18 protein-coding genes and 2 pseudogenes are annotated in these 20,761 nt (G+C 60.9%); 18 read left to right on the top strand and 2 right to left on the bottom strand.

From position 1 onward, the window contains the following. Window positions 1-57: 57 nt before the first annotated feature. The 13 genes and pseudogenes from PMI14_RS08445 (at window position 58) to PMI14_RS08390 (ending at window position 14,129) form a co-directional block, all read left to right on the top strand. On the top strand, window positions 58-1,752 hold the full coding sequence (locus PMI14_RS08445) for an AMP-binding protein (RefSeq protein WP_007852733.1): 1,695 nt from the start codon (window positions 58-60) through the stop codon (window positions 1,750-1,752). A 249-nt stretch (window positions 1,753-2,001) separates the two neighbouring features. Next, window positions 2,002-3,186, top strand: a complete 1,185-nt coding sequence (locus PMI14_RS08440; RefSeq protein WP_007852730.1) for an acetyl-CoA C-acyltransferase family protein — start codon at window positions 2,002-2,004, stop codon at window positions 3,184-3,186. Between the two features lie 94 nt (window positions 3,187-3,280). Then, window positions 3,281-4,786 (top strand): CoA-acylating methylmalonate-semialdehyde dehydrogenase, encoded by a 1,506-nt coding sequence (locus PMI14_RS08435; RefSeq protein ID WP_007852728.1) that lies wholly within the window; start codon window positions 3,281-3,283, stop codon window positions 4,784-4,786. Window positions 4,787-4,858: 72 nt separating this feature from the next. Beyond that, on the top strand, window positions 4,859-6,025 hold the full coding sequence (locus PMI14_RS08430) for an acyl-CoA dehydrogenase family protein (protein WP_007852721.1): 1,167 nt from the start codon (window positions 4,859-4,861) through the stop codon (window positions 6,023-6,025). 50 nt (window positions 6,026-6,075) lie between these two features. After that, window positions 6,076-6,970, top strand: a pseudogene (gene mmsB / locus PMI14_RS08425) (3-hydroxyisobutyrate dehydrogenase). Between the two features lie 42 nt (window positions 6,971-7,012). Beyond that, on the top strand, window positions 7,013-7,795 hold the full coding sequence (locus tag PMI14_RS08420) for an enoyl-CoA hydratase (RefSeq protein WP_035202891.1): 783 nt from the start codon (window positions 7,013-7,015) through the stop codon (window positions 7,793-7,795). Beyond that, window positions 7,792-7,977 (top strand): enoyl-CoA hydratase/isomerase family protein, encoded by a 186-nt coding sequence (locus PMI14_RS34795; protein WP_007852710.1) that lies wholly within the window; start codon window positions 7,792-7,794, stop codon window positions 7,975-7,977. The genes PMI14_RS08420 and PMI14_RS34795 overlap by 4 nt, the downstream gene beginning before the upstream one ends. Window positions 7,978-8,016: 39 nt before the next feature. Then, complete coding sequence (locus tag PMI14_RS08415) at window positions 8,017-9,579, top strand: alpha/beta hydrolase (RefSeq protein ID WP_007852708.1); 1,563 nt, start codon at window positions 8,017-8,019, stop codon at window positions 9,577-9,579. Further along, window positions 9,579-10,580, top strand: coding sequence for an alpha/beta hydrolase (locus tag PMI14_RS08410; RefSeq protein ID WP_007852706.1), 1,002 nt, complete (start codon window positions 9,579-9,581; stop codon window positions 10,578-10,580). Before PMI14_RS08415 ends, PMI14_RS08410 begins: the two co-directional genes overlap by 1 nt. An 89-nt stretch (window positions 10,581-10,669) precedes the next feature. Continuing rightward, entirely contained in the window at window positions 10,670-11,527 is an 858-nt protein-coding gene (locus PMI14_RS08405) for a 3-hydroxybutyryl-CoA dehydrogenase (protein ID WP_007852704.1), read from the top strand. A gap of 71 nt (window positions 11,528-11,598) precedes the next feature. Continuing rightward, a complete protein-coding gene (locus PMI14_RS08400; protein ID WP_007852701.1) occupies window positions 11,599-12,783 on the top strand; it encodes a pyridoxal phosphate-dependent aminotransferase in 1,185 nt (394 codons plus the stop codon). A gap of 138 nt (window positions 12,784-12,921) precedes the next feature. Next, a complete protein-coding gene (locus PMI14_RS08395; protein WP_146187950.1) occupies window positions 12,922-13,422 on the top strand; it encodes a hypothetical protein in 501 nt (166 codons plus the stop codon). A 2-nt stretch (window positions 13,423-13,424) separates the two neighbouring features. Next, a complete protein-coding gene (locus tag PMI14_RS08390; protein ID WP_007852699.1) occupies window positions 13,425-14,129 on the top strand; it encodes a Crp/Fnr family transcriptional regulator in 705 nt (234 codons plus the stop codon). A gap of 120 nt (window positions 14,130-14,249) precedes the next feature. On the opposite strand, the gene PMI14_RS08385 is transcribed toward PMI14_RS08390, so the two are convergent. Next, on the bottom strand, window positions 14,250-14,726 hold the full coding sequence (locus PMI14_RS08385; protein ID WP_035202886.1) for an Lrp/AsnC family transcriptional regulator: 477 nt from the start codon (window positions 14,724-14,726) through the stop codon (window positions 14,250-14,252). Between the two features lie 152 nt (window positions 14,727-14,878). Here PMI14_RS08385 and PMI14_RS08380 point away from each other — a divergent pair, with 152 nt between their 5' ends. The 5 genes from PMI14_RS08380 (at window position 14,879) to PMI14_RS08360 (ending at window position 20,343) form a co-directional block, all read left to right on the top strand. Next, window positions 14,879-15,976 carry a branched-chain amino acid aminotransferase gene (locus PMI14_RS08380; RefSeq protein WP_081497294.1) on the top strand — a complete coding sequence of 366 codons (1,098 nt, stop codon included), beginning with the start codon at window positions 14,879-14,881 and terminating at the stop codon, window positions 15,974-15,976. A 16-nt stretch (window positions 15,977-15,992) separates the two neighbouring features. Further along, the gene (locus PMI14_RS08375; protein WP_007852694.1) at window positions 15,993-17,789 is read left to right on the top strand and encodes a gamma-glutamyltransferase family protein; all 1,797 of its coding nucleotides are present in this window, start codon (window positions 15,993-15,995) and stop codon (window positions 17,787-17,789) included. Between the two features lie 92 nt (window positions 17,790-17,881). Further along, the gene (locus PMI14_RS08370; protein ID WP_035202881.1) at window positions 17,882-18,733 is read left to right on the top strand and encodes an acetoacetate decarboxylase family protein; all 852 of its coding nucleotides are present in this window, start codon (window positions 17,882-17,884) and stop codon (window positions 18,731-18,733) included. 1 nt (window position 18,734) lies between these two features. Then, complete coding sequence (locus PMI14_RS08365; RefSeq protein ID WP_007852693.1) at window positions 18,735-19,442, top strand: RraA family protein; 708 nt, start codon at window positions 18,735-18,737, stop codon at window positions 19,440-19,442. A 427-nt stretch (window positions 19,443-19,869) separates the two neighbouring features. Then, the gene (locus tag PMI14_RS08360) at window positions 19,870-20,343 is read left to right on the top strand and encodes a YbaK/EbsC family protein (protein ID WP_035202878.1); all 474 of its coding nucleotides are present in this window, start codon (window positions 19,870-19,872) and stop codon (window positions 20,341-20,343) included. Window positions 20,344-20,353: 10 nt separating this feature from the next. On the opposite strand, the pseudogene PMI14_RS35560 reads toward PMI14_RS08360, so the two are convergent. Further along, window positions 20,354-20,734, bottom strand: a pseudogene (locus PMI14_RS35560) (integrase core domain-containing protein); the annotation flags it as partial. Between the last annotated feature and the right edge of the window lie 27 nt (window positions 20,735-20,761).

Here is a 20,761-nt window from a genome sequence, read left to right as displayed (position 1 = left end):
ACGCACAGCTTCCAGGCGCGCGGAGCTTGGGTGAATGAATTTTTGGAGACTGAATCGATGACCAAGTTAGAGACGAGCTATTCGCGTGGAGCGGTGGACAGTCCACTGATCGAGCAGACGATCGGTGCCTTCTTCAATGAGATGGTCGGACGGTTCGCTGACAAGGAGGTGGTGGTCTCATGTCACCAAGGCATCCGATACACCTATGCGGAGTTGCAGCGTGAAGTCAACCGGATGGCGAGCGCTTTGCTTCGAATGGGATTGGAGCCTGGTGACAGGATCGGGATCTGGTCGCACAACAACGTCGAATGGCTCGTCACTCAGTTCGCAACAGCCAAAGCCGGGGTCATCCTCGTCAACATCAATCCGGCGTATCGGGTGGCTGAGCTTGAGTACGCGCTGAACAAGGTCGAATGCAAGGCGTTGATCATGATGCCAACCTTCAAGACGACCGACTATCTGGAGATGATCCGGTGCATCGCACATGAAGTGAGCCATGCGGTTCCTGGACGCCTTGAGTCCGCCAGACTGCCGTCGCTGAAAACCGTCGTCCAGATTGGAAGCGATACGGTTCCCGGTTTCATGCGCTTCTCGGATCTGCTTGCGATGGGCGACCCGGCCGATCAGGCCGTCCACTCCCTCGGGGCGCGATTGCGGAACACCGATGCCATCAACATTCAGTTCACGAGCGGTACCACGGGTTCTCCCAAGGGCGCGACCCTGACTCATCGCAACGTGCTGAATAACGGGTTCTTCATTGGCGAAGCCATGCGGCTGTCTCCAGACGACCGTCTTTGCATCCCGGTGCCGCTGTACCACTGCTTCGGAATGGTGGTCGGCAACCTTGCCGCTCTGACGCACGGCGCGACCATCGTGTACCCGAACGATGCGTTCGAGCCTGTGTCGGTGTTGCGGGCCGTGCAAGACGAGCGGTGTACGGCACTTCATGGTGTTCCGACCATGTTCATTGCCGAACTCGACCATCCGCGCTTCAAGGAGTTTGATCTCTCGACGCTGCGCACTGGGGTGATGGCCGGGTCGCCTTGTCCGATCGAAGTGATGAAGCGCGTCGTGAGCGAGATGCATATGGGCGAGGTGACGATTGCCTACGGCATGACCGAAACCAGCCCGGCAAGCTGCCAAAGCACCACGGACACCCCTTTGGAGAAACGTGTCTCCACCATCGGAAAAGTGCTGCCTCATCTGGAGTTGAAAGTTATAGCTCCTGAGTCCGGGGAAATTCTTCCTGTGGGGGCCGTGGGCGAGCTTTGCACACGCGGCTATTCCGTGATGCGCGGATATTGGGAGGACGCCGCGAAGACCTCTGAGGCTATCGATGCAGAAGGCTGGATGCACTCAGGGGATCTCGCCACGATTGATGGGAACGGATACGTCAACATCGCGGGCCGCATCAAGGATCTGGTGATTCGAGGCGGAGAGAACGTCTACCCGCGGGAGGTCGAAGAGTTTCTCTATCGACATTCCGCCATCCAGGACGTGCAGGTTATTGGAGTGCCGGATCAGAAATACGGTGAGGAACTGTGCGCATGGGTTGTCCTTCGCGACGGTGCCACGCTCAGTGAAGATGAGTTGCGGTCGTTTTGCAGAGGGCAGATCGCGCACTACAAGATTCCTCGGTACATCCGCTTCGTCGAGAGCTTTCCAATGACGGTCACCGGAAAGATCCAGAAGTTCGTGATGCGGGAGATGATGAAGGAAGAACTTCGTCTCAATGACGCAGCCTCTGCGTGAGTCGCGACTGAGATAACTCTCAATCAGATCGCTTCGGAAGAGAGCAAGGTCTCTTGTTCTTGCCGGACGCCAAGAACGGACACGCGGCGCGCGTCCGTCGTAATTTTAGGTTGGCGGAATACGCATAAAAACAGTCAATTTAGCCACTGTTCTGCAGGGCCTTAAGTTTCTACAGTACTTGCAATCGGGTGCCATGCCGTTTCTGGGCATCCACGCAATCTGACCATTTCAGCTTCTGACAGGCCCTCTATGAATGCTCGCGAAATCTTTGTTGTCGCCACCGCTCGTACAGCCATCGGCACCTTTGGCGGTGCGTTGAAGGATGTGCCAAACACCCAGTTGGCAACCACTGCGGTCAAGGCTGCATTGGAACGCAGCGGCGTTGCGCCCGACGCCATCGGGCATGTCGTCATTGGGAATGTGATCCCCACCGATCCGAAGGACGCGTACCTAAGTCGCGTCGCCGCCATCGATGCGGGGATACCGATAGAGACCCCGGCATTCAACGTCAATCGTCTGTGCGGCTCTGGGCTTCAGGCCGTTGTTTCGGCTGCGCAGGCCATTGCCCAGGGCGACTGTGAGATCGCTATCGGAGGGGGTTCGGAGTCGATGAGCCGCGGTCCATACATTGATACTTCGGCGCGCTACGGTGCCCGCATGGGCGATGCGACGCTGGTTGACTACATGCTCGGCATCCTGCATGACCCCTGGGAAAAGATCCACATGGGCATTACCGCAGAGAACATAGCGGAGCGCTTCAAGATCTCGCGCAAGCAGCAGGATGAACTGGCGGTTCTCAGCCAGAAACGCGCGGCCGCTGCCATTGCTGCGGGTCGCTTCAAGGAACAGATCGTTCCGGTGGAAATAAAGACCCGGAAGGGACTTGTGCTGTTCGACACCGATGAGCACGTGCGCGGCGACACCACGGTCGAGTCCCTCGCCGCAATGAAGCCCGCCTTCAAGAAGGACGGGTTGGTCACAGCCGGAAACGCCTCCGGGATCAACGATGGCGCAGCTGCCGTGGTGTTGGCGGAAGGGAGTCGCGTGAATGCGCTGGGCCTCAAGCCGCTGGCTCGCTTGGTGGGCTATGCGCATGCGGGTGTGGAGCCTGCCTATATGGGTATCGGCCCCATTCCGGCTACGCGCAAGGTGTTGGCACGCACGGGCCTGAAAGCACAGGACCTCGATGTGATCGAGTCGAACGAGGCATTTGCGGCACAGGCCTGTGCGGTGATTCAGGAGCTTGGCTTCGATCCGGACAAGGTGAATCCGAATGGCTCCGGCATCTCGCTGGGTCACCCTGTCGGTGCAACGGGCGCAATCATCACGACGAAGGCAATCGCTGAATTGCACCGCATTGGTGGACGTTATGCGCTGGTGACGCTGTGCATCGGTGGAGGGCAGGGCATAGCCGCCATCTTCGAACGTGTCTGATTGAGTATCGCTCTCGCCTGCCACGTCCTATCGCGGTGAGAGCTCTGTGAATTTCAGGGGTCGAGTTCGATGCCGCATCGTGTCAAGGAATCCCGTGTCTAGTCCAATCCCCACTGTCAAGCTGCTGATCGGCGGCCAATTCGTCGAGTCCAAGACCAACGAGTGGCGCGACGTGGTCAACCCCGCCACGCAAGAGGTGCTGGCCCGCGTGCCGTTTGCCACGGCCGAAGAAATCGACGCCGCTGTTGCCTCGGCCAAAGAAGCGTTCAAGACCTGGAAGAAAACCCCCATTGGCGCGCGTGCCCGCATCTTCCTCAAGTACCAGCAGCTCATCCGCGAAAACATGGCCGAACTGGCAGCCATCCTGACAGCCGAACAGGGCAAGACCCTGCCGGACGCCGAAGGCGATGTGTTCCGCGGCCTGGAGGTGGTCGAACACGCGGCCAGCATCGGCAATCTGCAACTGGGCGAACTGGCCAACAACGTGGCCAATGGCGTGGACACCTATACGCTGATGCAGCCGCTGGGTGTGTGCGCAGGCATCACGCCGTTCAACTTCCCGGCCATGATCCCGCTGTGGATGTTCCCGATGGCCATCGCCACCGGCAATACCTTCGTGCTCAAGCCGTCTGAACAAGACCCCATGGTGACCATGCGTCTGGTCGAGCTGGCGCTCGAAGCGGGCATCCCACCCGGCGTGCTCAACGTGATCCACGGTGGCGAAATGGCCGTCAACGCGATCTGCGACCACAAGGACATCAAGGCGGTGTCGTTCGTCGGCTCCACCAAGGTGGGCACGCACGTGTACAACCGCGCCACCCTAGCCGGCAAACGTGCGCAATGCATGATGGGCGCCAAGAACCACGCCATCATCCTGCCCGACGCGAACAAGGAACAGTCGCTCAACGCCATCGCCGGTGCCGCCTTTGGTGCGGCCGGCCAGCGCTGCATGGCCCTGCCCGTGGTGGTGCTGGTGGGCGAGGCGCAACTGTGGATTCCTGACCTGGTGGCCAAGGCCAAGACGCTCAAGGTCAACGGCGGCACCGAAAAAGGCACCGACGTGGGCCCCGTGGTGTCGTGCGCGGCCCTCGCCAGCGTGGAAGGCCTGATCGAACGCGGCATTGCCGACGGCGCCACGCTGGAGCTGGACGGCCGCCAGCCCACGGTGCCCGGCTATGAAAAGGGCAACTTCGTGGGCCCAACGATCTTCTCGAACGTGAAGCCCGGCATAGCCATCTACGACCAGGAAATCTTTGGCCCCGTGCTGGCCCTGGTGCCCGCCAAGGACATCGACGAAGCCATCGAGTTCATCAACAGCAACCCCAACGGCAACGGCACGGCCATCTTCACCCAGTCGGGTGCCGCAGCGCGCAAGTTCCAGGAGGAGATCGACGTGGGCCAGGTCGGCATCAACGTGCCGATCCCCGTGCCGGTGCCGCTGTTCTCGTTCACGGGTTCGCGCGCATCCAAGCTCGGCGACCTCGGTCCCTACGGCAAGCAGGTCGTCATGTTCTACACGCAAATTAAGACGGTGACCGAGCGTTGGTTCGACGACAGCACCACGGGCCATGGCGTCAACACCACCATCAGCCTGAAGTAGAGCTTGGCCGCCAACACCTGTTCACCAAAGGCTGGCAGTTATCAAGCGGCAAACGCGAGGAGACAGTCGTACATGGACTTTGAACTGACCGAGGAGCAAAGCGCCTTCGCCGATACGGCTCGAGCATTTGCGCAAGCCGAGCTGGCACCGCATGCAGCAGAGTGGGATAGCAAGCACGTCTTTCCCCGCGAGGCGATCGCCAAGGCCGGCGGACTGGGTTTCTGCGGCCTGTATGCGCCCGAGAGAATTGGTGGCCTGCAGTTGCCCAGGCTCGACGCCACGCTGGTCTTCGAGGAAATGGCTGCGGTTGACCCTAGCACGACGGCCTTCATCACCATCCATAACATGGCGACCTGGATGCTCGGCACTTGGGGCGCAGACGGGGTGCGCACCGAGTGGGGCGAGGCCTTGACCAGTGGGAAAAAGCTCGCCTCCTACTGCCTGACCGAGCCCGGCGCGGGCTCGGACGCGGCCTCGCTCAAGACCCGGGCCGAGCTGGTGGGGCATGAGTACGTGATCAACGGCTCCAAGGCCTTCATATCGGGCGCGGGCGCCACCGACGTGCTGGTGCTGATGGCGCGCACGGGCGATGCTGTCTCGGGGGCGGGGGGCATATCGGCCTTCGTGGTGCCGGCCGATGCGGCTGGCATCAGCTACGGCAAGAAGGAGGAAAAGATGGGCTGGAACAGCCAGCCCACGCGTACCATCAGCTTCGACAACGTGCGCATCCCGGCCGACCACCTGCTCGGCCGTGAGGGCGAGGGCTTCAAGATTGCCATGAAGGGCCTGGACGGCGGCCGCATCAACATCGCCACCTGCTCGGTGGGCGCGGCGCAGGGCGCGCTCAACGCCGCCCAGCAGTACATGCAGGACCGCAAGCAGTTCGGCAAGCCCATAGCCAGGTTCCAGGCGCTGCAGTTCAAGCTGGCCGACATGGCGACCGAACTCGTCGCCGCGCGTCAGATGGTGCGCCTGGCCGCCAGCAAGCTCGACGCGGGCGACCCCAACGCCAGCACTTACTGCGCCATGGCCAAGCGCTTCGCCACCGACGCGGGCTTCACCGTGGTGAACGATGCGCTGCAACTGCACGGCGGCTACGGCTACATCCGCGAGTACCCGCTGGAGCGCCTGCTGCGCGACGCGCGCGTGCACCAGATCCTCGAAGGCACGAACGAGATCATGCGAGTGATCGTCGGCAGGCGCATGCTCGAAGGCGATGCGCCGGACGTGATTCGCTAGGTCTTGAATCCCTCGCACTGACCCCATTCCAGCACTCCCAGGAGATACAAATGAAAGTCGCCTTCATCGGCCTAGGCAACATGGGTGGCCCCATGGCCGTAAACCTGCAAAAGGCAGGCTACTCCGTCACCGCGTTCGACCTGAACAAGGATGCCTGCGCCAAGCTGCAGGCCGAGGGCGTGGCCGTGGCTGCGAGCGCGCAGGACGCCGTGCAGGGCGCCGAGGCCATTGTGACCATGCTGCCCGCCAGCCAGCATGTGGAAGGCCTGTTTCTGGGCAACGGCAATGGCCCGGGCCTGCTGGCCTCCATTGCCAAGGGTGCGCTGGTGATCGACAGTTCCACGATCGCCGCCGCCACCAGCCAGAAGGTGGCCAAGGCCGCCGAGGCCGCGGGCATCGCCTTCATCGATGCGCCCGTCTCGGACTGCACCGACGGTGCCATCGCGGGCACCCTCACCTTCATGGTGGGCGGCAGCGATGCTCACCTGGAACGCGCCGCCCCTGCTCGAAAAAATGAGCGCCAACATCTTCCACGCTGGCAGCGTGGGCGCGGGCCAGACCGCCAAGATCTGCAACAACATGCTGCTGGGCATCCTGATGGTAGGCACCAGCGAGGCCATCGCCCTGGGCGTGGCCAACGGGCTGGACCCCAAGGGGCTGAGCGAAATCATGCGCCGCAGTTCGGGCGGCAACTGGGCGCTCGAAAAGTACAACCCCTTCCCCGGCGTGCACGAGAACGCCCCGGCCAGCAAGGGCTACGCAGGCGGCTTCGGCTCCGACCTGATGCTCAAGGACCTGGGTCTGGCCCAGGAAAACGCCATGACCACCAAGGCCAGCACCCCGCTGGGCGGCCTGGCGCGTGCGATCTATGCGGCGCACAGCATCGCCGGGCATGGCGGGGAAGACTTCTCCAGCGTGATCAAGCTGCTGCAAAAGCATGGCTGACGCGCGGTGCCGGAACCGAGATCGTATGGAATGGACATAGAAATGACTGACTACTCTGGACTCAAACTCGAAAAGCGTGACCACATCGCACTGGTCACGCTCGATAACCCACCTGCCCATACCTGGACGTTGGAAAGCCTGGCAGCGCTGACTCGACTCGTGGCTGATTTGAATGCCGACCGCGAGATCTACAGCCTGGTGCTCATCGGCGCGGGAGAGAAGTTCTTCTCTGCAGGTGCAGAACTCAAGCTTTTCGCAGACGGGGACAAGGCGATGGCGCGTGCGATGGCACGCCGCTTCGGCGAGGCCTTTGAGGCGCTCGCGGGTTTTCGGGGGCTGAGCGTGGCTGCCATCAATGGTTTCGCGATGGGGGGCGGACTGGAGTGCGCGCTGGCCTGCGACCTGCGCATTGCTGAGGAGCATGCCCAGATGGCGCTGCCTGAGGCTGCGGTGGGCCTGCTGCCCGCTGCAGGCGGCTCGCAGTGGCTTTCCTGGCAGGTGGGCGAGGCCTGGGCCAAGCGCTTGATCCTGTGCGGTGAGCGCGTTGACTCCGCCACTGCACTGCGCATCGGGCTGGTGCAGGAAGTGGTGCCACGCGGCCAAGGGCTGGAGCGCGCGCTGGTGATGGCCAAGTCGGTGGAGCGGCAGAGCCCGACCAGCGTCGCGGCTTGCAAGAAGCTGATCCACGGCGCACGCACCCAGTCGCCCAGTTCGACGCTGGCGGCCGAGCGTGAGGCCTTCGTCGACCTGTTCGACACTCAGGATCAGCGCGAAGGCGTCAACGCCTTCCTCGGCAAGCGCGCGCCGCAGTGGCGCAACGCATGAGCGTCCGCTTCGAGGAAATTCCCACCGCGTGCGGGCGGTGCTTTGGCCGTGTCACGTTGAATTCGTCGGGCACCCTGAACGCGCTGGCGCACAACATGGTTGATCGGTTGGCGGCGCAGCTGACGCAGTGGGCGCGCGATCCGCGCATCCAGTCGCCGCATCCGCTGACCGACCTGGCGTGAGGTGTCCGCTCCACAACGCAACATCCTGAGACAAGCACCATGACTCCCGAAAGCCTGCAACGCCTGTTCGATAGCTGGACGGCATCCGCCGCCGGAGCTTCGGCCCCCAATCCGCTGGCTGATGACCCTCGCTTCAAGGATCCGGCCTGGACCGGTACCCCCTATGGCCAGTTGCTGCTGCACTGGTACCAGGCGACCAGTCAGACAGTGCAACAGATCGGCCACCTGGGTGAGGCGCTGCCGCCGCACCAGAAGCAGGTGTGGGACTTCTATGTGCAGTACGCGCTCGATGCGCTGTCGCCGTCCAATTTCTTCCTGACCAACCCGCAGGCGCTCGTAAAGGCGGCGGAAACTCAGGGCCAGAGCGTGCTGGCCGGCGTCACCCGCCTGCTGGCCGACATGCAGCGCAACGCGCTGCCGGCTTCCAGCGACACGCAGGCCTTCACTGTGGGCGGCAATTTGGCCACCACCGTTGGCGCGGTGGTGTTCCAGAACGAGATCTTCCAGCTCATTCAGTACCAGCCGCTGGCCGACAAGGTGCATACGTCGCCGATCCTGATTGTGCCGCCCTGCGTCAACAAGTTCTACGCCTTCGACCTGAATGAGCAGAAGTCCTTCGTCAAGTACCTGCTGGAGCAGGGGCACAACGTATTCGTGATGTCGTGGCGCAACCCGCACCCGGGCGGGTCGGGCCAGAGCTGGGACGACTATGTCTACGACGGCGTGCACAAGGCGGTAGAAATGTCCTGCGAGATCGCCGGGGCGGCGCGCCTGAATCTGCTGGCCTGGTGCATCGGTGGCGCGCTGTCGGTGTCGGCGCTGGCGGTGATGACGCCCGAGGAGAAGAAGCGAGTGGCTTCGGCCACCTTCCTCACCACGCTGGTTGACTACTCCGACCACGGCGACATCGGTATCTTCGTTGACGCACCGCAGATCGCTTCCTTCGAGCCGCGCGTGCGCAGGAAGGGCGTGATGCCCGGGCAGGACCTGGCCAAGGCCATGGCCATGCTCCACGCCAACGATTCGATCTGGCACTTTTGGGTTAACAACTACCTGCTGGGCGAGAAGATTCCGCCATTCGACGTGCTGTACTGGAACAGCGACACCGCCAACGTTCCGGGCGACCTGTACCAGTACTACGTCGAGAACATGTACCTGCACAACCGGCTGCGCGAACCGTGCGCGCTGAGCCTGCGCGGGCGCAAGGTGGATGTGGGCAACATCAACATGCCGTGCTGCGTGGTTTCCGCCACCGAGGACCACATCGTGCCGTGGCAGACCACGCTGCTCACGCTCGACATGGTGGGCGGGCCGTGTGAATTCCTGCTGACCGAAGGCGGCCACGTGTCGGGAACGGTCATCAACCATCCGGCCAGATCGCGCAAGAGCTACTGGGTCAACGGCCCGAAAACCACCGACCCGCAAGCGTGGCAAGCTGGTGCCCAGAAGCGCCAAGGCAGTTGGTGGCCCGAATGGTGCAACTGGGTCGCTAAGACTGGCGGCAAGCTGGCTCCTGCGCCCGCACAGCCGGGAAGCGAGGCTTGGCCCGCGCTGCAAGCTGCACCTGGTTCGTATGTGCTTGAACAGGTACCGCAAAGCTGATGATCGTAGCCACCGACCATCGGATCGCCAGCGCAACACCCGGCATAGATCTCCATGTGCGCAACAAACGTCTGGCGGGGGAGGGCGCGCCGGATCCAGACAAGGTGGTGCTGTTCGTGCATGGCGCAACCTACCCGGGCAGCGTTGTTTTCGATCATGCTGCGTTTGAGAGTGGCTCCTGGCTTGACTATCTTGCCGCGCATGGCTTCGATGCGTACCTGTTCGACGTGCGTGGCTATGGGCACTCACTGCACCCGAGCATGCCCAGGACATATCCGGAGCATGGGGGGCCCTACGCGCGTACCTCGGAGGCGCAGTTCGATCTTGCTGCGGTGGTGGACTTCGTGCGTGCCCGAAGCGGCAATGCCCGTGTCAATTTGATTGGTTGGTCTTGGGGCACGGCGCTTGCAGGTGGCTTCACCGCGGCGAACAACGGGGCGGTGAGGCATCTGGTCTTGTTTGCCCCGCTGTGGCTGATCCGCAATACGCCTGGCATGACCATGATGCGATGGGCCATGGCGGGCCTCCCGCCTTCGTTGGCCCCTGGTGCCCACCTGAGCGACTTTCGAGTCATCAGCAAGGCAGAGGCGCGCCAGCGCTGGGTGCGCGGCCTTTCTGCCTCCGTGGCAGAGCAATTGATGCCTCAAGCGGAATTCGACAGCTGGTGGAACGCGCTGTCCAGCATTCAAGGCAAGCCCGGGGACGCAAGCCAGGCGGTACTGGCGCCGAACGGCGTGATTGCCGATTTGATGGAGTTGTGGGCTGCCGGCCGGCCTACTTATGAGCCCGAGCGCATTCGCGTGCCTACGCAATTGCTGCTGGGCGAATGGGACGTGGATACGCCGGTGTACATGGCGCAGGAATTGTTTTCCAAGCTGGAGCAGGCGCCCTACAAACGGCTGGAAGTGCTTGCGCGCGGTACGCACTCGATGGTGTTGGAATTGAACCGGATCGAGCTGTACCACCGGAGCCGTGAATTCTTGGAATCACGTTTCCTGTGACGGATATAGCATTGAATGTGTCATATTTGCCAATGGCTCTAAGGGCTGGTTAGCTGGACACTGATGATTCTTACTTCTCCGAATTCATCATGAACAGACAGCACGTTGGCGTGATTGGCGCCGGAACCATGGGCAACGGCATTGCACAGGTGTGCGCGCTTGCCGGACTCGACGTCACGATGCTCGACGTCTCCGAAGAGGCACTCGGACGCGGTATCTCGACCATTGCTGCCAGCCTGGACCGGCTGGTAAAGAAAGAAAAGCTGCGCGCTGAGGACAAGGATTTGGCGCTTGCCAGGATCCATCCGACGGTCTCCTATCAGGATCTGCGCGGTGCTGGCCTGGTGATAGAGGCGGCTACCGAAAGGCTCGACATCAAGCTGCGCATCCTCCGTGACATCGAGGCAGTGGCCAGCGACGATGTAGTGATTGCGACCAATACCTCGTCTATTTCCATCACGCAGCTGGCTGCCGTCCTGAACCGGCCGGATCGTTGCATCGGCATGCACTTCTTCAACCCAGTTCCTGTGATGGAACTGCTGGAGTTGATTCGCGGGTTGCAAACCTCGGATCTGGCACACGAACAGGCGTTGGCCTTTGCACGGGCGATCGGCAAGAGCGCGATCACTGTCAAGAACAGTCCCGGGTACGTAGTGAACCGCATTCTCTGCCCGATGATCAATGAGGCCATCTACGTCCTGCAGGAAGGGCTCGCCAGGGCTGAGGAGATCGACGTCGGGATGAAGCTCGGCTGCAATCATCCGATTGGGCCTTTGGCATTGAGCGATCTGATCGGTCTGGACACGATGCTAGCAGTGATGCAAGTGTTCCATGAGGGATTTGGCGATCCGAAGTACCGACCTGCACCCCTGCTCAAGGAGATGGTGGATGCTGGCCGCCTGGGGCGCAAGACTGGCCAGGGCTTCTACACCTACAGCGGTCGTTGACCAATTGGAGGGCTGAGGGCGATGCACAGCGCCTCGGTCCTTCTCCAGTGCATTTTGATTGAGGCCAAGCCATGAGAATTTCCAAGCGCGCTGAGCGCATCGAGCCGTTCTATGTGATGGAGGTGGCCAAGGCCGCTTCGCAGTTGGCTCGTGAGGTCGCCCATGGCGACAAGCCCATGGTCTACCTGACCATTGGCGAGCCGGACTTCACTGCCCCGCCTCTGGTGCAGGAGGCCGCCGTGAGCGCGGTGCGGAATGGCACGACGCAGTACACACCGGCTATCGGGTTGGAGCCTTTGCGCGAGCGCATCAGCGACTGGTACAGGCAGCGTTTCGGCGTGAACGTCCCAGTACGCCGGATCGCGGTGACCGCAGGCGCCTCGGCCGCGCTGCAACTCGTTTGCCAAGCCTTGATCGAGGCTGGCGATGAAGTCCTGATGCCCGACCCGAGCTATCCGTGCAACCGGCACTTCGTGATTGCCGCAGAAGGCCAGCCCGTCATGGTGCCCACCACGGCAGCCGAGCGGTATCAGCTGAGCGCGGAAAAGGTCGAGGCCCATTGGGGCGAGAAAACGCGTGGTGTGCTGCTCGCCTCGCCGTCCAACCCCACGGGAACGTCCATCCATCCTGAAGAACTGCGCCGCATCCATGCCTGCGTCCAGGCCAAGGGGGGGGTCACGCTGCTCGACGAAATCTACCTCGGGCTGAGCCACGACGATGCATTCTGTCAGACCGGCCTGGCCATAGACGAGAACGTGATCAGCATCAACAGTTTCTCTAAGTACTTCTGCATGACAGGGTGGCGCTTGGGCTGGGTGGTGGCGCCAGAACCCCTGATCCCGGTGATTGAGCGTTTAGCGCAGAACTTCTTCCTCTGCCCCAGTACCGTCGCCCAGCATGCCGCACTGGCTTGCTTCGAGCCCGACAGCATCGCCGAGTACGAGCTCCGACGGGCTCAGTTCAAGGCGCGCCGCGACTGGTTCATCCCGGAACTGGAGAAGATCGGGTTCAAGGTTCCGGTGGTGCCCGATGGCGCGTTCTACGCATGGGCGGATTGCTCGTCGTGGTTCGATGCCTGGAACGTTTCGAACAGCTGGGACTTTGCGTTCGAGGCCATGAAGCGGGCCCACGTTGCGATCTCGCCCGGACGCGATTTCGGCACGGCCGAGTCGGCGAGGTTCGTTCGTTTCTCGACGGCCAACTCGATGGAGCAGTTGCAGGAGGCTGCAGCGAGATTCGCCGCGCTGCGCCCGTGACGCCGAACAGGGGCAGGTAGCGTGGAGCGCGTCGCGATCCATCCAACAGCAGATCGGTCGATCTGCACCCGCGCACGATTCACGCGACAAAAATCGACGATGACCTAGATTTCTCAACCGCTTTCAATGAGCACCGGCATGGAACAGGCTCTGTGGTTCTTTGGCCTCGTATCGCCGTTCTCGTACCTGCATCGGCGCAAGCTTGCGTCCCTGTGCGAGAGGCTGGAGATACGGGCAGTGCCCATTCTCTTCGCGGAATTGCTGAAGAACAGGGAGAAAGGGGCCTGCCGAAGTTCCACCGGAGCGCCTGCACTCTTATCAGAGGCGCAGTCTGGAGGCTGGTCGACGACATGGCGCCACGGCTGTATTGAGGCTATTGCGATGCTTTACGCATGTGCTGATCTGGACCCTCGCGATGCGCATGCGCGCATCCTGGTGGCGGGATCCCCCTTCTTCGCGAGTGACGTGATTCGGAAGAGCGAGTGCCATGGGCAGGCTGCGCAGGCGATTCTCCACAACCGGTGGCAACGCGACAGGTCAATTTTTTCGCTGGGCAAGGAAGCGAGACACCTGCGAGTCATCGGTTTTTGGGTGCGCACCGCTAGGCGACCGGCGGCACAACACGGGAAAGGAGTATGAACATGGGAACAGCGGGCCACCTAGCGCAGACGTCGGTGCTTTCCTTCGTAGAGCGATGGCCGTGGTATCACGCACTGACTCCCGAATTGCGTTCGCTGGTCATACAGACGGCGACCGAACGCGTTGCCGACGCGGGAGAGTACATCGCCCGCGCGGGAGCCCCTTGCGCGGATTGGTATGGACTCATGCAAGGTTTCCTGCAGATGTATGTGATCGGCACCCGCGGGTCTGAGACTACGCTGTATTGCTTGAGAGAAGGCGAGTGGGGCGGTGAAGGATCCCTACTGAAAGGAGAGCCCCGCCGGTATGACCTGCGTGCCCTTACCCCGGTCAGGCTGTGCACGATTCCATTGAAGACATTCGAGCTATTGCGTAACTCGTCAATCGAGTTCAATCAATTTCTCTGCGAGATCATGAATGCCCGCATGGGCATTTTTGTCGGGATGCTGGAGGCCTCCCGACTGCTCGGGCCGGAGATGCGCGTGGCGAGAACACTCATGATGCTCGCCGATGGTCAAGCTAGCGATGCGCAAGAGATTTCGATTTCGCAGCATCAGTTGGCCTTGATGTGCGGACTATCGCGCCAGCGAGTCAACATGGCGCTCAACACGCTGAAGCAGTCAGGGTTGGTCCGCTGCGAGCGTCGGTGGGGTTTCGTCAGTGTCCACGCACCACGTTTACGCAATTATGTAACCCTGCCGAATTGAGAGCGTGTCGCTCCGTAGGAGAGCGCCGCCACACCCGATGGCGTATCGCTCACCGGCTACGAAGAGATCTCAGGCGGCTTCTCAGCAATTGGCCCGCTGTCCGTGGCAGTGAAATCCTGTTCAAAGTGGGAGTTGAGACGTTAGCTTGATCTTTTGCATGGGGATCTCGGTCTTGACACTTTGAACTCCTTTTATGCGCGTCAGATGCTCACCTTGGAAGCGTCTGTAGGCGTCGAGGTCAGCCGCAACAACGCGAAGCAAGAAGTCACAGTCACCCGCCATGAGATGGCATTCAACGATCTCAGGGAACCGCTGAACTTCAGCCGTAAATCCATCGATGGTTCGCGCATCCTGGCTTGTTAGCCAGATGCGGACAAAGACAGTCAATCCGATGCCGAGTTTTGACGGGTTCAAGAGAGCGACATACCGCTCGATGGCTCCGCACTCTTCAAGGAGCTTGACTCGACGTAAGCACGGAGACGGCGACAGTCCTATCTTCTCCGCTAGATCCACGTTTTGGATGCGCCCATCTTCTTGAAGAGCCTGGAGTATTCGGCGGTCAATCGCATCTAGATCTTTGACGATGTTGTTTTGCATGGCATTGGATTCTGTATTTTATAAAAAACAAGCTACTGCATGCCGAAATTGAATTCTTAGTGGGCATAAGCGCAATCAAATTCTATAAAGATTGGCCTAATATTGCAATTCTGTTTTTCATGATGATGCACCCCGAATCAAGGAGTTGAAGAGTGACGTCAAGTTCATCGCTGCGCTTTCCTGTGGAAAGTCATCTATTCCCAGTGGGTGCGGATCAGCGGCAGGCACTGCTTCAAGACCCAGTGTTTGGCCAGGTTTTCACCGACCACATGGTCACCATCAAATACTCCAAGAATCAAGGCTGGCATGACGCAAAAATCGGCCCTCGCCAGGCATTGAGCCTCGACCCGGCAGCGCTAGTGTTTCATTACGCGCAAGAGATCTACGAAGGCATGAAAGCCTATCGCCTGGATGGAGGTGGAACGGGGCTGTTCCGTCCCGAAGAGAATGCGCGCCGTTTTCGCCGTTCGGCCGCCCGCCTTGCTATGCCGCCGTTGCCCGAGGAGATGTTCATTGAATCGGTGCGTGCACTGGTGCGAGTGGATAACGCTTGGATTCCTTCTACCGAAGGCTTCGCGCTGTACCTGCGGCCATTCATGATCGCAACCGAATCCGTTCTCGGGGTCAGGGCGTCGGCCGACTATCTCTACTGCGTCGTGGCATCGCCAGTTGGGCCCTATTTCAGACGTGGAGCTGCCGCAGTGACGCTTTGGGTGTCGGACAACTTCACGCGCGCCGCGCCTGGTGGAACGGGGGACGCCAAATGCGGCGGCAACTATGCGGCCGGTCTAGCGGCGCAGGCCGAGGCAATCCGCGAGCAATGTGACCAGGTGATTTTCCTTGACACTGTGGAGCGCCGTTGGATCGAAGAGCTCGGTGGGATGAATGTCTTCTTCGTGTTCGCCGATGGATCGATCCAGACGCCTCCTTTGAGCGACACGATCCTGGCGGGCATCACCCGCGAATCGCTGATCACATTGGCCCGCGACATGGGACTGATTGTTCGTGAAGAGCCTTACTCCATTGACCAGTGGCAAGACGATGCCAAGAGTGGCCGACTGCTGGAGTCTTTCGCTTGCGGCACGGCAGCAGTGGTAGCGCCAATTGGAGAGGTCAAGGGACGCAAACATCGCTTCGTCATCGGTGATGGGGGCCCAGGTCCCATCACAGAGCGACTGAAATCTGCACTGACGGACATTCAATTGGGGCGTGCCTCTGACACGCGTGGCTGGCTAGATCGGCTTGCATAAACAAGAACGGAACACTATGCGGATTTCCCAAATTGAACTGAGCGCTTTGCTCGCGGCCGTCTTGCTGGCCGGCTGCGGCACCACCGTACCCTCGCTTAACTACAGCGTGCCCACGCAGCCAGAGGGCTCGTCCGGCTACACGGAAAAACCCGGCTGGCAAACAGCTAAGTTCGCCGTCGCGGCGGCTAACCCATTGGCCACCGACGCTGGATTCCAGGTCCTCAAGGCCGGTGGCAGCGCTGTGGACGCGGCCATCGCCGTGCAAATGGTTCTCACGCTAGTGGAACCACAGTCCAGCGGCATCGGCGGCGGCGCGTTTCTCATGCATTTCGATGGCAAGTCAGTCGAGGCCTATGACGGCCGCGAGACCGCCCCTGCTGCTGCCGACGAAAGCCTATTCCTCAAACCAGACGGAACGCCCATGGCTTTCATTGAAGGCGTCGTGGGCGGACGCTCGGTGGGTGTGCCAGGCACCGTGCGCATGCTGGAACTGGCCCACCGGCAGCACGGTAAGCTGCCCTGGGCCAGTCTTTTCCAGCCAGCCATCACCTTGGCCGAACAAGGCTTCAAGGTCAGCGCCCGGCTGAACATGCTGCTGGCGGCTGAACCGCACCTCAAGAAAGACCCAGTTGCAGCCGCCTACTTCTACGACGGCAGCGGCCAGCCCTGGCCAGTGGGGCACGTCCTGAAGAACCCAGAGCTGGCCCAGGTGCTTCGGGACATCGCGGCAGGGGGTTCCAAGGCACTGCTCGAAGGCCCCGTGGCCCAGGCTATCGTGGACAAGGTACGCTCCCATCCGTCCAACCCCGGCCGGATGACCCGGGCCGACCTATCCGGCTACCAGTCGCGCAAGCGCGAACCGCTGTGCCGCGACCACGCCGTGCTACCGCAGAAGGTGTACCGGATTTGCGGATTCCCACCGCCCAGTTCGGGCGCCATCGCCATCGGCCAGATGCTGGGCATACTGCAGAACACAGCGGGTGCCGCGCTTCCCCTGGGGCAAGACGGCCTACCCACCGCCGATTGGCTTCACTTCTATACCGAAGCCGCCAGGCTGGCGTTCGCCGACCGAGCACTGTATGTAGCCGATCCCGATTTCGTGGCCCCGCCCGCAGGTTCGTGGATGAGCCTGCTGTCGCCAGACTACCTGGCCGATCGTGCGCGGCTCATTGGCAACCAGTCTATGAAGGTTGCCCAGCCCGGCCACCCGGGAGGCACGCAGACCAGCTTCGCCCCTATGCCCGATCAGCCAGAGTACGGCACGAGTCACATCAGCATTGTCGATGCCCAGGGACGTGCTGTGGCCATGACCACCACCATCGAGGACGTCTTCGGTGCGCGGCAGATGGTCAAGGGTTTCCTGCTCAACAACGAATTGACCGACTTCAGCTTCGCACCGCGTGACGCCAAGGGCAACGCTTTCGCCAACCGCGTGCAACCGGGCAAGCGCCCGCGTTCGTCCATGTCACCCACACTGGTATTCGACAAAACCACCGGCCAATTGGTCATGAGCGGCGGCAGCCCCGGTGGCGCGTTGATTATTCATTTCACGGCCAAGACCTTGTGGGGCACTCTGCACTGGGGCTTGAACGCGCAGCAAGCAATCAACCTGCCCAACTTCGGATCGGCCAACGGTCCCACGCTGCTCGAAGAAAAGCGCTTCCCGGTAGCCACCGACGAGGCACTCAAGGCCCGGGGTCACGAGGTCCGGGAGATGAACATGACAAGCGGTCTGCAGGCGATCCAACGGGTGCCGGGCGGCTATTTCGGCGGAGCCGATCCGCGCCGCGAGGGCGTGGTCATGGGGGACTGACGGCATGCACCCCACATGCAACCAATTCAGCCCGTCCCCGGACGCTGCGCAAGCGCCGGGATATTCGCTCATTTTTCAAAACAGGAGTTCATATGACCCATTTCACCGCAGCTCAGGGCTTCATGGGGCCTTTTTCCCATGACGGGAGAGCCAGTATTGCCCCCAATCCACCGTGGCATTACGCGGCCGACTTCATTACGATCGAGTGCTGGGCGGAACCCTCCGCCGTTGAGGCGCTGCTGCCGCCTGGTCTGAGTCTTCACCCTGACGAACGTGGGCTGATGACGGTCTCCTTTGTCGATTGGCAAGCTTGTACTAACACTGGGGGCGAATTGCTGGATCCCATTCGGGCCCAGTACCGTGAGTGCATCGTGCTCGTGAGCGTCCAGCATGAGGGTAAGCTCATGCAGTATTGCCCTTACATCGTGGTTGACCAGGATACGTCGCTCGCGCGCGGCTGGGCTCTGGGCTATCCCAAGAAGATCGGCTCGGTGTGGATCACGCGTTCAATGGGCGTACCTTCTATTGCTTCTCCGAGGCTCGAGCCTGGTGCGACCTTTGCTGGTACGGTTGCAGTCAAGGATAGGCGTTTGGCGGAAGGACACGTGAAGCTCTCTGGCCCTGCGGACACGTCGGCGGTCACGTTTGGGAGCCGGCCAATCGTTGCCCTTCGACACTTCCCATCGATGTTCGAGGGGCAGCACGATCAGCCGGCTGTCTACGAACTTGTGCGGCTCCAGGGTGAAAACGTACAGGCCAGCCCTGTCTGGAAAGGTGATGCAGCATTGACGATCTTTGATTCGCCAACGGAGCCCCTGGCTGCCCTACGTCCAACGAGGATCGGTCGCGGCTGGCGGTACTCGCTTGCGATGACGAACCGAAACAACTATCTGCTTCGGGACCTTCGCAGCCTCGCTCAGCCTGGTTCGTCTGAGGAGAAATGACATGGACTCTTTGCAGCTTCAACGTACTTACCTTGACCTCACGACGCCGCACGTCGCGGATGCATGTATGCGTCTGGGCATCGCGGTTCGGTGTGCTCCAGCTGGAATTCGTCCCTTGTGGAGCGAATCTCACATCGTCGGTCGAGCATGTCCTGCTCGGCACTATGGCAGCGTCGACGTTTTTCTCGAAGCGATCGACCGTGCGGCTCCCGGAGATATTCTGGTGGTCGACAACGGCGGGCGACTGGATGAGGCCTGTGTTGGCGATCTCGTAACTTTGGAGACGGCCCTGGCTGGCCTCCGCGGTATCGTCATCTGGGGATTGCATCGCGATTCATCTGAATTGCGGACCATCAGGCTACCGATCTTCAGCCTTGGCACGTTGCCGACGGGGCCGCAGCGTTTGGAGACGCAGGAGGCGGCAGCGCTCACTTCTGCCAGGTGTGGAGAGCATGAGGTCACCTCCGACGACTTCGTCTTGGCAGACGACGATGGGGTGATCTTCATGCCCTTGAGCCAAGCCCAAGGCGTGTCGGAGCTCGCAGCCGCGATTCGCGACACCGAGCGCAGTCAAGCGGCACGGATGCAACTTGGTACGAATTTCAGGAAGCAGGCTCGGTTCGATGAATTTCTGGCGACCAGGAACGCTGACGAGAGCATTACGTTCCGACAACATCTGCGTTCGATTGGTGGCGCAATCGAGGAATGAAACTCTGGCAGAGAACATGGGGACAGCCGGACTTCATTTCTCTTCCATTCTTGTTCAGCGAGCCATCATCAGCGATTGTCAGCTCGGCGAGAGACATCCACTTCGCATACGCCCGCGTACTCCTCGGTGCCATCGATGATGGTTGCAGCGACGTCGCAGCGACTGCGGATGGTTAGCTCCCTAACGACGAAAAGCACGCTTGATAGTGTGCACAGAAATGGCTGGGTAGCCTGCCTACGCATCTCCCGCGAAGCCGACAAAAGGATGTCGAAAACGGCCACGAATATGGCGTTTTAGCCAATGTACGCGAGGCCTGTGGAGAACAATACTGAGAACCTAACGTAGCACAAGCGGGGTGAAAGCGAAGCAATCGCACCCTGTGTTGCTGTCCAACGAACATTCATAGCTTTCATTGGCAACTTTCATCATGAGTCTCCAGTCCGTCAAAAAGTTTCTCGCCGAGAAGGCCCCGGATCTCTCAATCATTGAGGTGAATGAGAGTGGCGCGACCGTCGCAATGGCGGCTACGGCGTTCGGTGTCAATCCAGGGCAGATTGCCAAGACGCTTTCGCTGAGCGTAGGCGAGCAAGTCATCTTGCTCGTTGCGAGAGGCGACGCTCGACTTGACAACAGAAAGTACAAAGACCAGTTCGGGGCAAAGGCCCGCTTCCTCGCGGCGAGTGAGGTGGAGAAGGCAACCGGTCACCCAGTTGGCGGCGTTGGGCCCTTCGGTCTCGCCAGCCAGCTCGATGTCTATTGCGATGTCTCGCTGCGGAGCTTCAGCGAAGTACTTCCAGCCGCAGGTGCAAACAATGCAGGTGTCAGGGTTTCACCCGAGCGGATGGCGCAGCTCGTCAACGCTCGATGGGTAGACGTAATGCAGCATGAGATTGCCGCCTAGAGGTGATGAGTCAATAGATAATTTTCCAGTGGGGATCGAGCCTCGCGGTAGGCACCAGGCCGCCAATGCCACTGTGCGGCCGGTGCCAGTTGTAACGGTGCCGCCAACTTGCGAAGGCCAGCGTTCGCTGGCCCGAGTTCTGGTAGCTTCAGCCGTAGGTCCAATCTCGCAGTGCAGATTGGATGAATCGCGATGCCTTGCCAACGGTCTGGATCCGACAGGCCCGAATAAACTTGTTTCGGATGCCTAATGTTGCGCGGGCAGCTATGAACTCACGTGAGCGAAGCGCTGCGGCATTGTCCGTCAGCAGCCGCTCAATGGCGATGCCCAGCCCTGCGTTGTAGGCCACCGCATTGCGCAACCGCACCGCCTCGCCTTTCATCTCACCGGGAACGCTATTCATCAACGTGCCCTGCGC

It is taken from the genome of Acidovorax sp. CF316 (assembly GCF_000276605.1).
Lineage (GTDB): Bacteria > Pseudomonadota > Gammaproteobacteria > Burkholderiales > Burkholderiaceae_C > Acidovorax.
This window is presented reverse-complemented; position numbering and strand designations above follow the sequence as displayed.

What these genes read in the sequence shown, in the direction of transcription:
- PMI14_RS08400 (WP_007852701.1), top strand. Translation starts at nt 11,599, where the DNA reads ATGAGAATTTCCAAGCGCGCTGAGCGCATCGAGCCGTTCTATGTGATG.
- PMI14_RS08375 (WP_007852694.1), top strand. Translation starts at nt 15,993, where the DNA reads ATGCGGATTTCCCAAATTGAACTGAGCGCTTTGCTCGCGGCCGTCTTG.
- PMI14_RS08385 (WP_035202886.1), bottom strand. Translation starts at nt 14,726, where the DNA reads ATGCAAAACAACATCGTCAAAGATCTAGATGCGATTGACCGCCGAATA.
- PMI14_RS08390 (WP_007852699.1), top strand. Translation starts at nt 13,425, where the DNA reads ATGGGAACAGCGGGCCACCTAGCGCAGACGTCGGTGCTTTCCTTCGTA.
- PMI14_RS08415 (WP_007852708.1), top strand. Translation starts at nt 8,017, where the DNA reads ATGACTCCCGAAAGCCTGCAACGCCTGTTCGATAGCTGGACGGCATCC.
- PMI14_RS08445 (WP_007852733.1), top strand. Translation starts at nt 58, where the DNA reads ATGACCAAGTTAGAGACGAGCTATTCGCGTGGAGCGGTGGACAGTCCA.
- PMI14_RS08430 (WP_007852721.1), top strand. Translation starts at nt 4,859, where the DNA reads ATGGACTTTGAACTGACCGAGGAGCAAAGCGCCTTCGCCGATACGGCT.
- PMI14_RS08405 (WP_007852704.1), top strand. Translation starts at nt 10,670, where the DNA reads ATGAACAGACAGCACGTTGGCGTGATTGGCGCCGGAACCATGGGCAAC.
- PMI14_RS08370 (WP_035202881.1), top strand. Translation starts at nt 17,882, where the DNA reads ATGACCCATTTCACCGCAGCTCAGGGCTTCATGGGGCCTTTTTCCCAT.
- PMI14_RS34795 (WP_007852710.1), top strand. Translation starts at nt 7,792, where the DNA reads ATGAGCGTCCGCTTCGAGGAAATTCCCACCGCGTGCGGGCGGTGCTTT.
- PMI14_RS08410 (WP_007852706.1), top strand. Translation starts at nt 9,579, where the DNA reads ATGATCGTAGCCACCGACCATCGGATCGCCAGCGCAACACCCGGCATA.
- PMI14_RS08365 (WP_007852693.1), top strand. Translation starts at nt 18,735, where the DNA reads ATGGACTCTTTGCAGCTTCAACGTACTTACCTTGACCTCACGACGCCG.
- PMI14_RS08360 (WP_035202878.1), top strand. Translation starts at nt 19,870, where the DNA reads ATGAGTCTCCAGTCCGTCAAAAAGTTTCTCGCCGAGAAGGCCCCGGAT.
- PMI14_RS08395 (WP_146187950.1), top strand. Translation starts at nt 12,922, where the DNA reads ATGGAACAGGCTCTGTGGTTCTTTGGCCTCGTATCGCCGTTCTCGTAC.
- PMI14_RS08420 (WP_035202891.1), top strand. Translation starts at nt 7,013, where the DNA reads ATGACTGACTACTCTGGACTCAAACTCGAAAAGCGTGACCACATCGCA.
- PMI14_RS08440 (WP_007852730.1), top strand. Translation starts at nt 2,002, where the DNA reads ATGAATGCTCGCGAAATCTTTGTTGTCGCCACCGCTCGTACAGCCATC.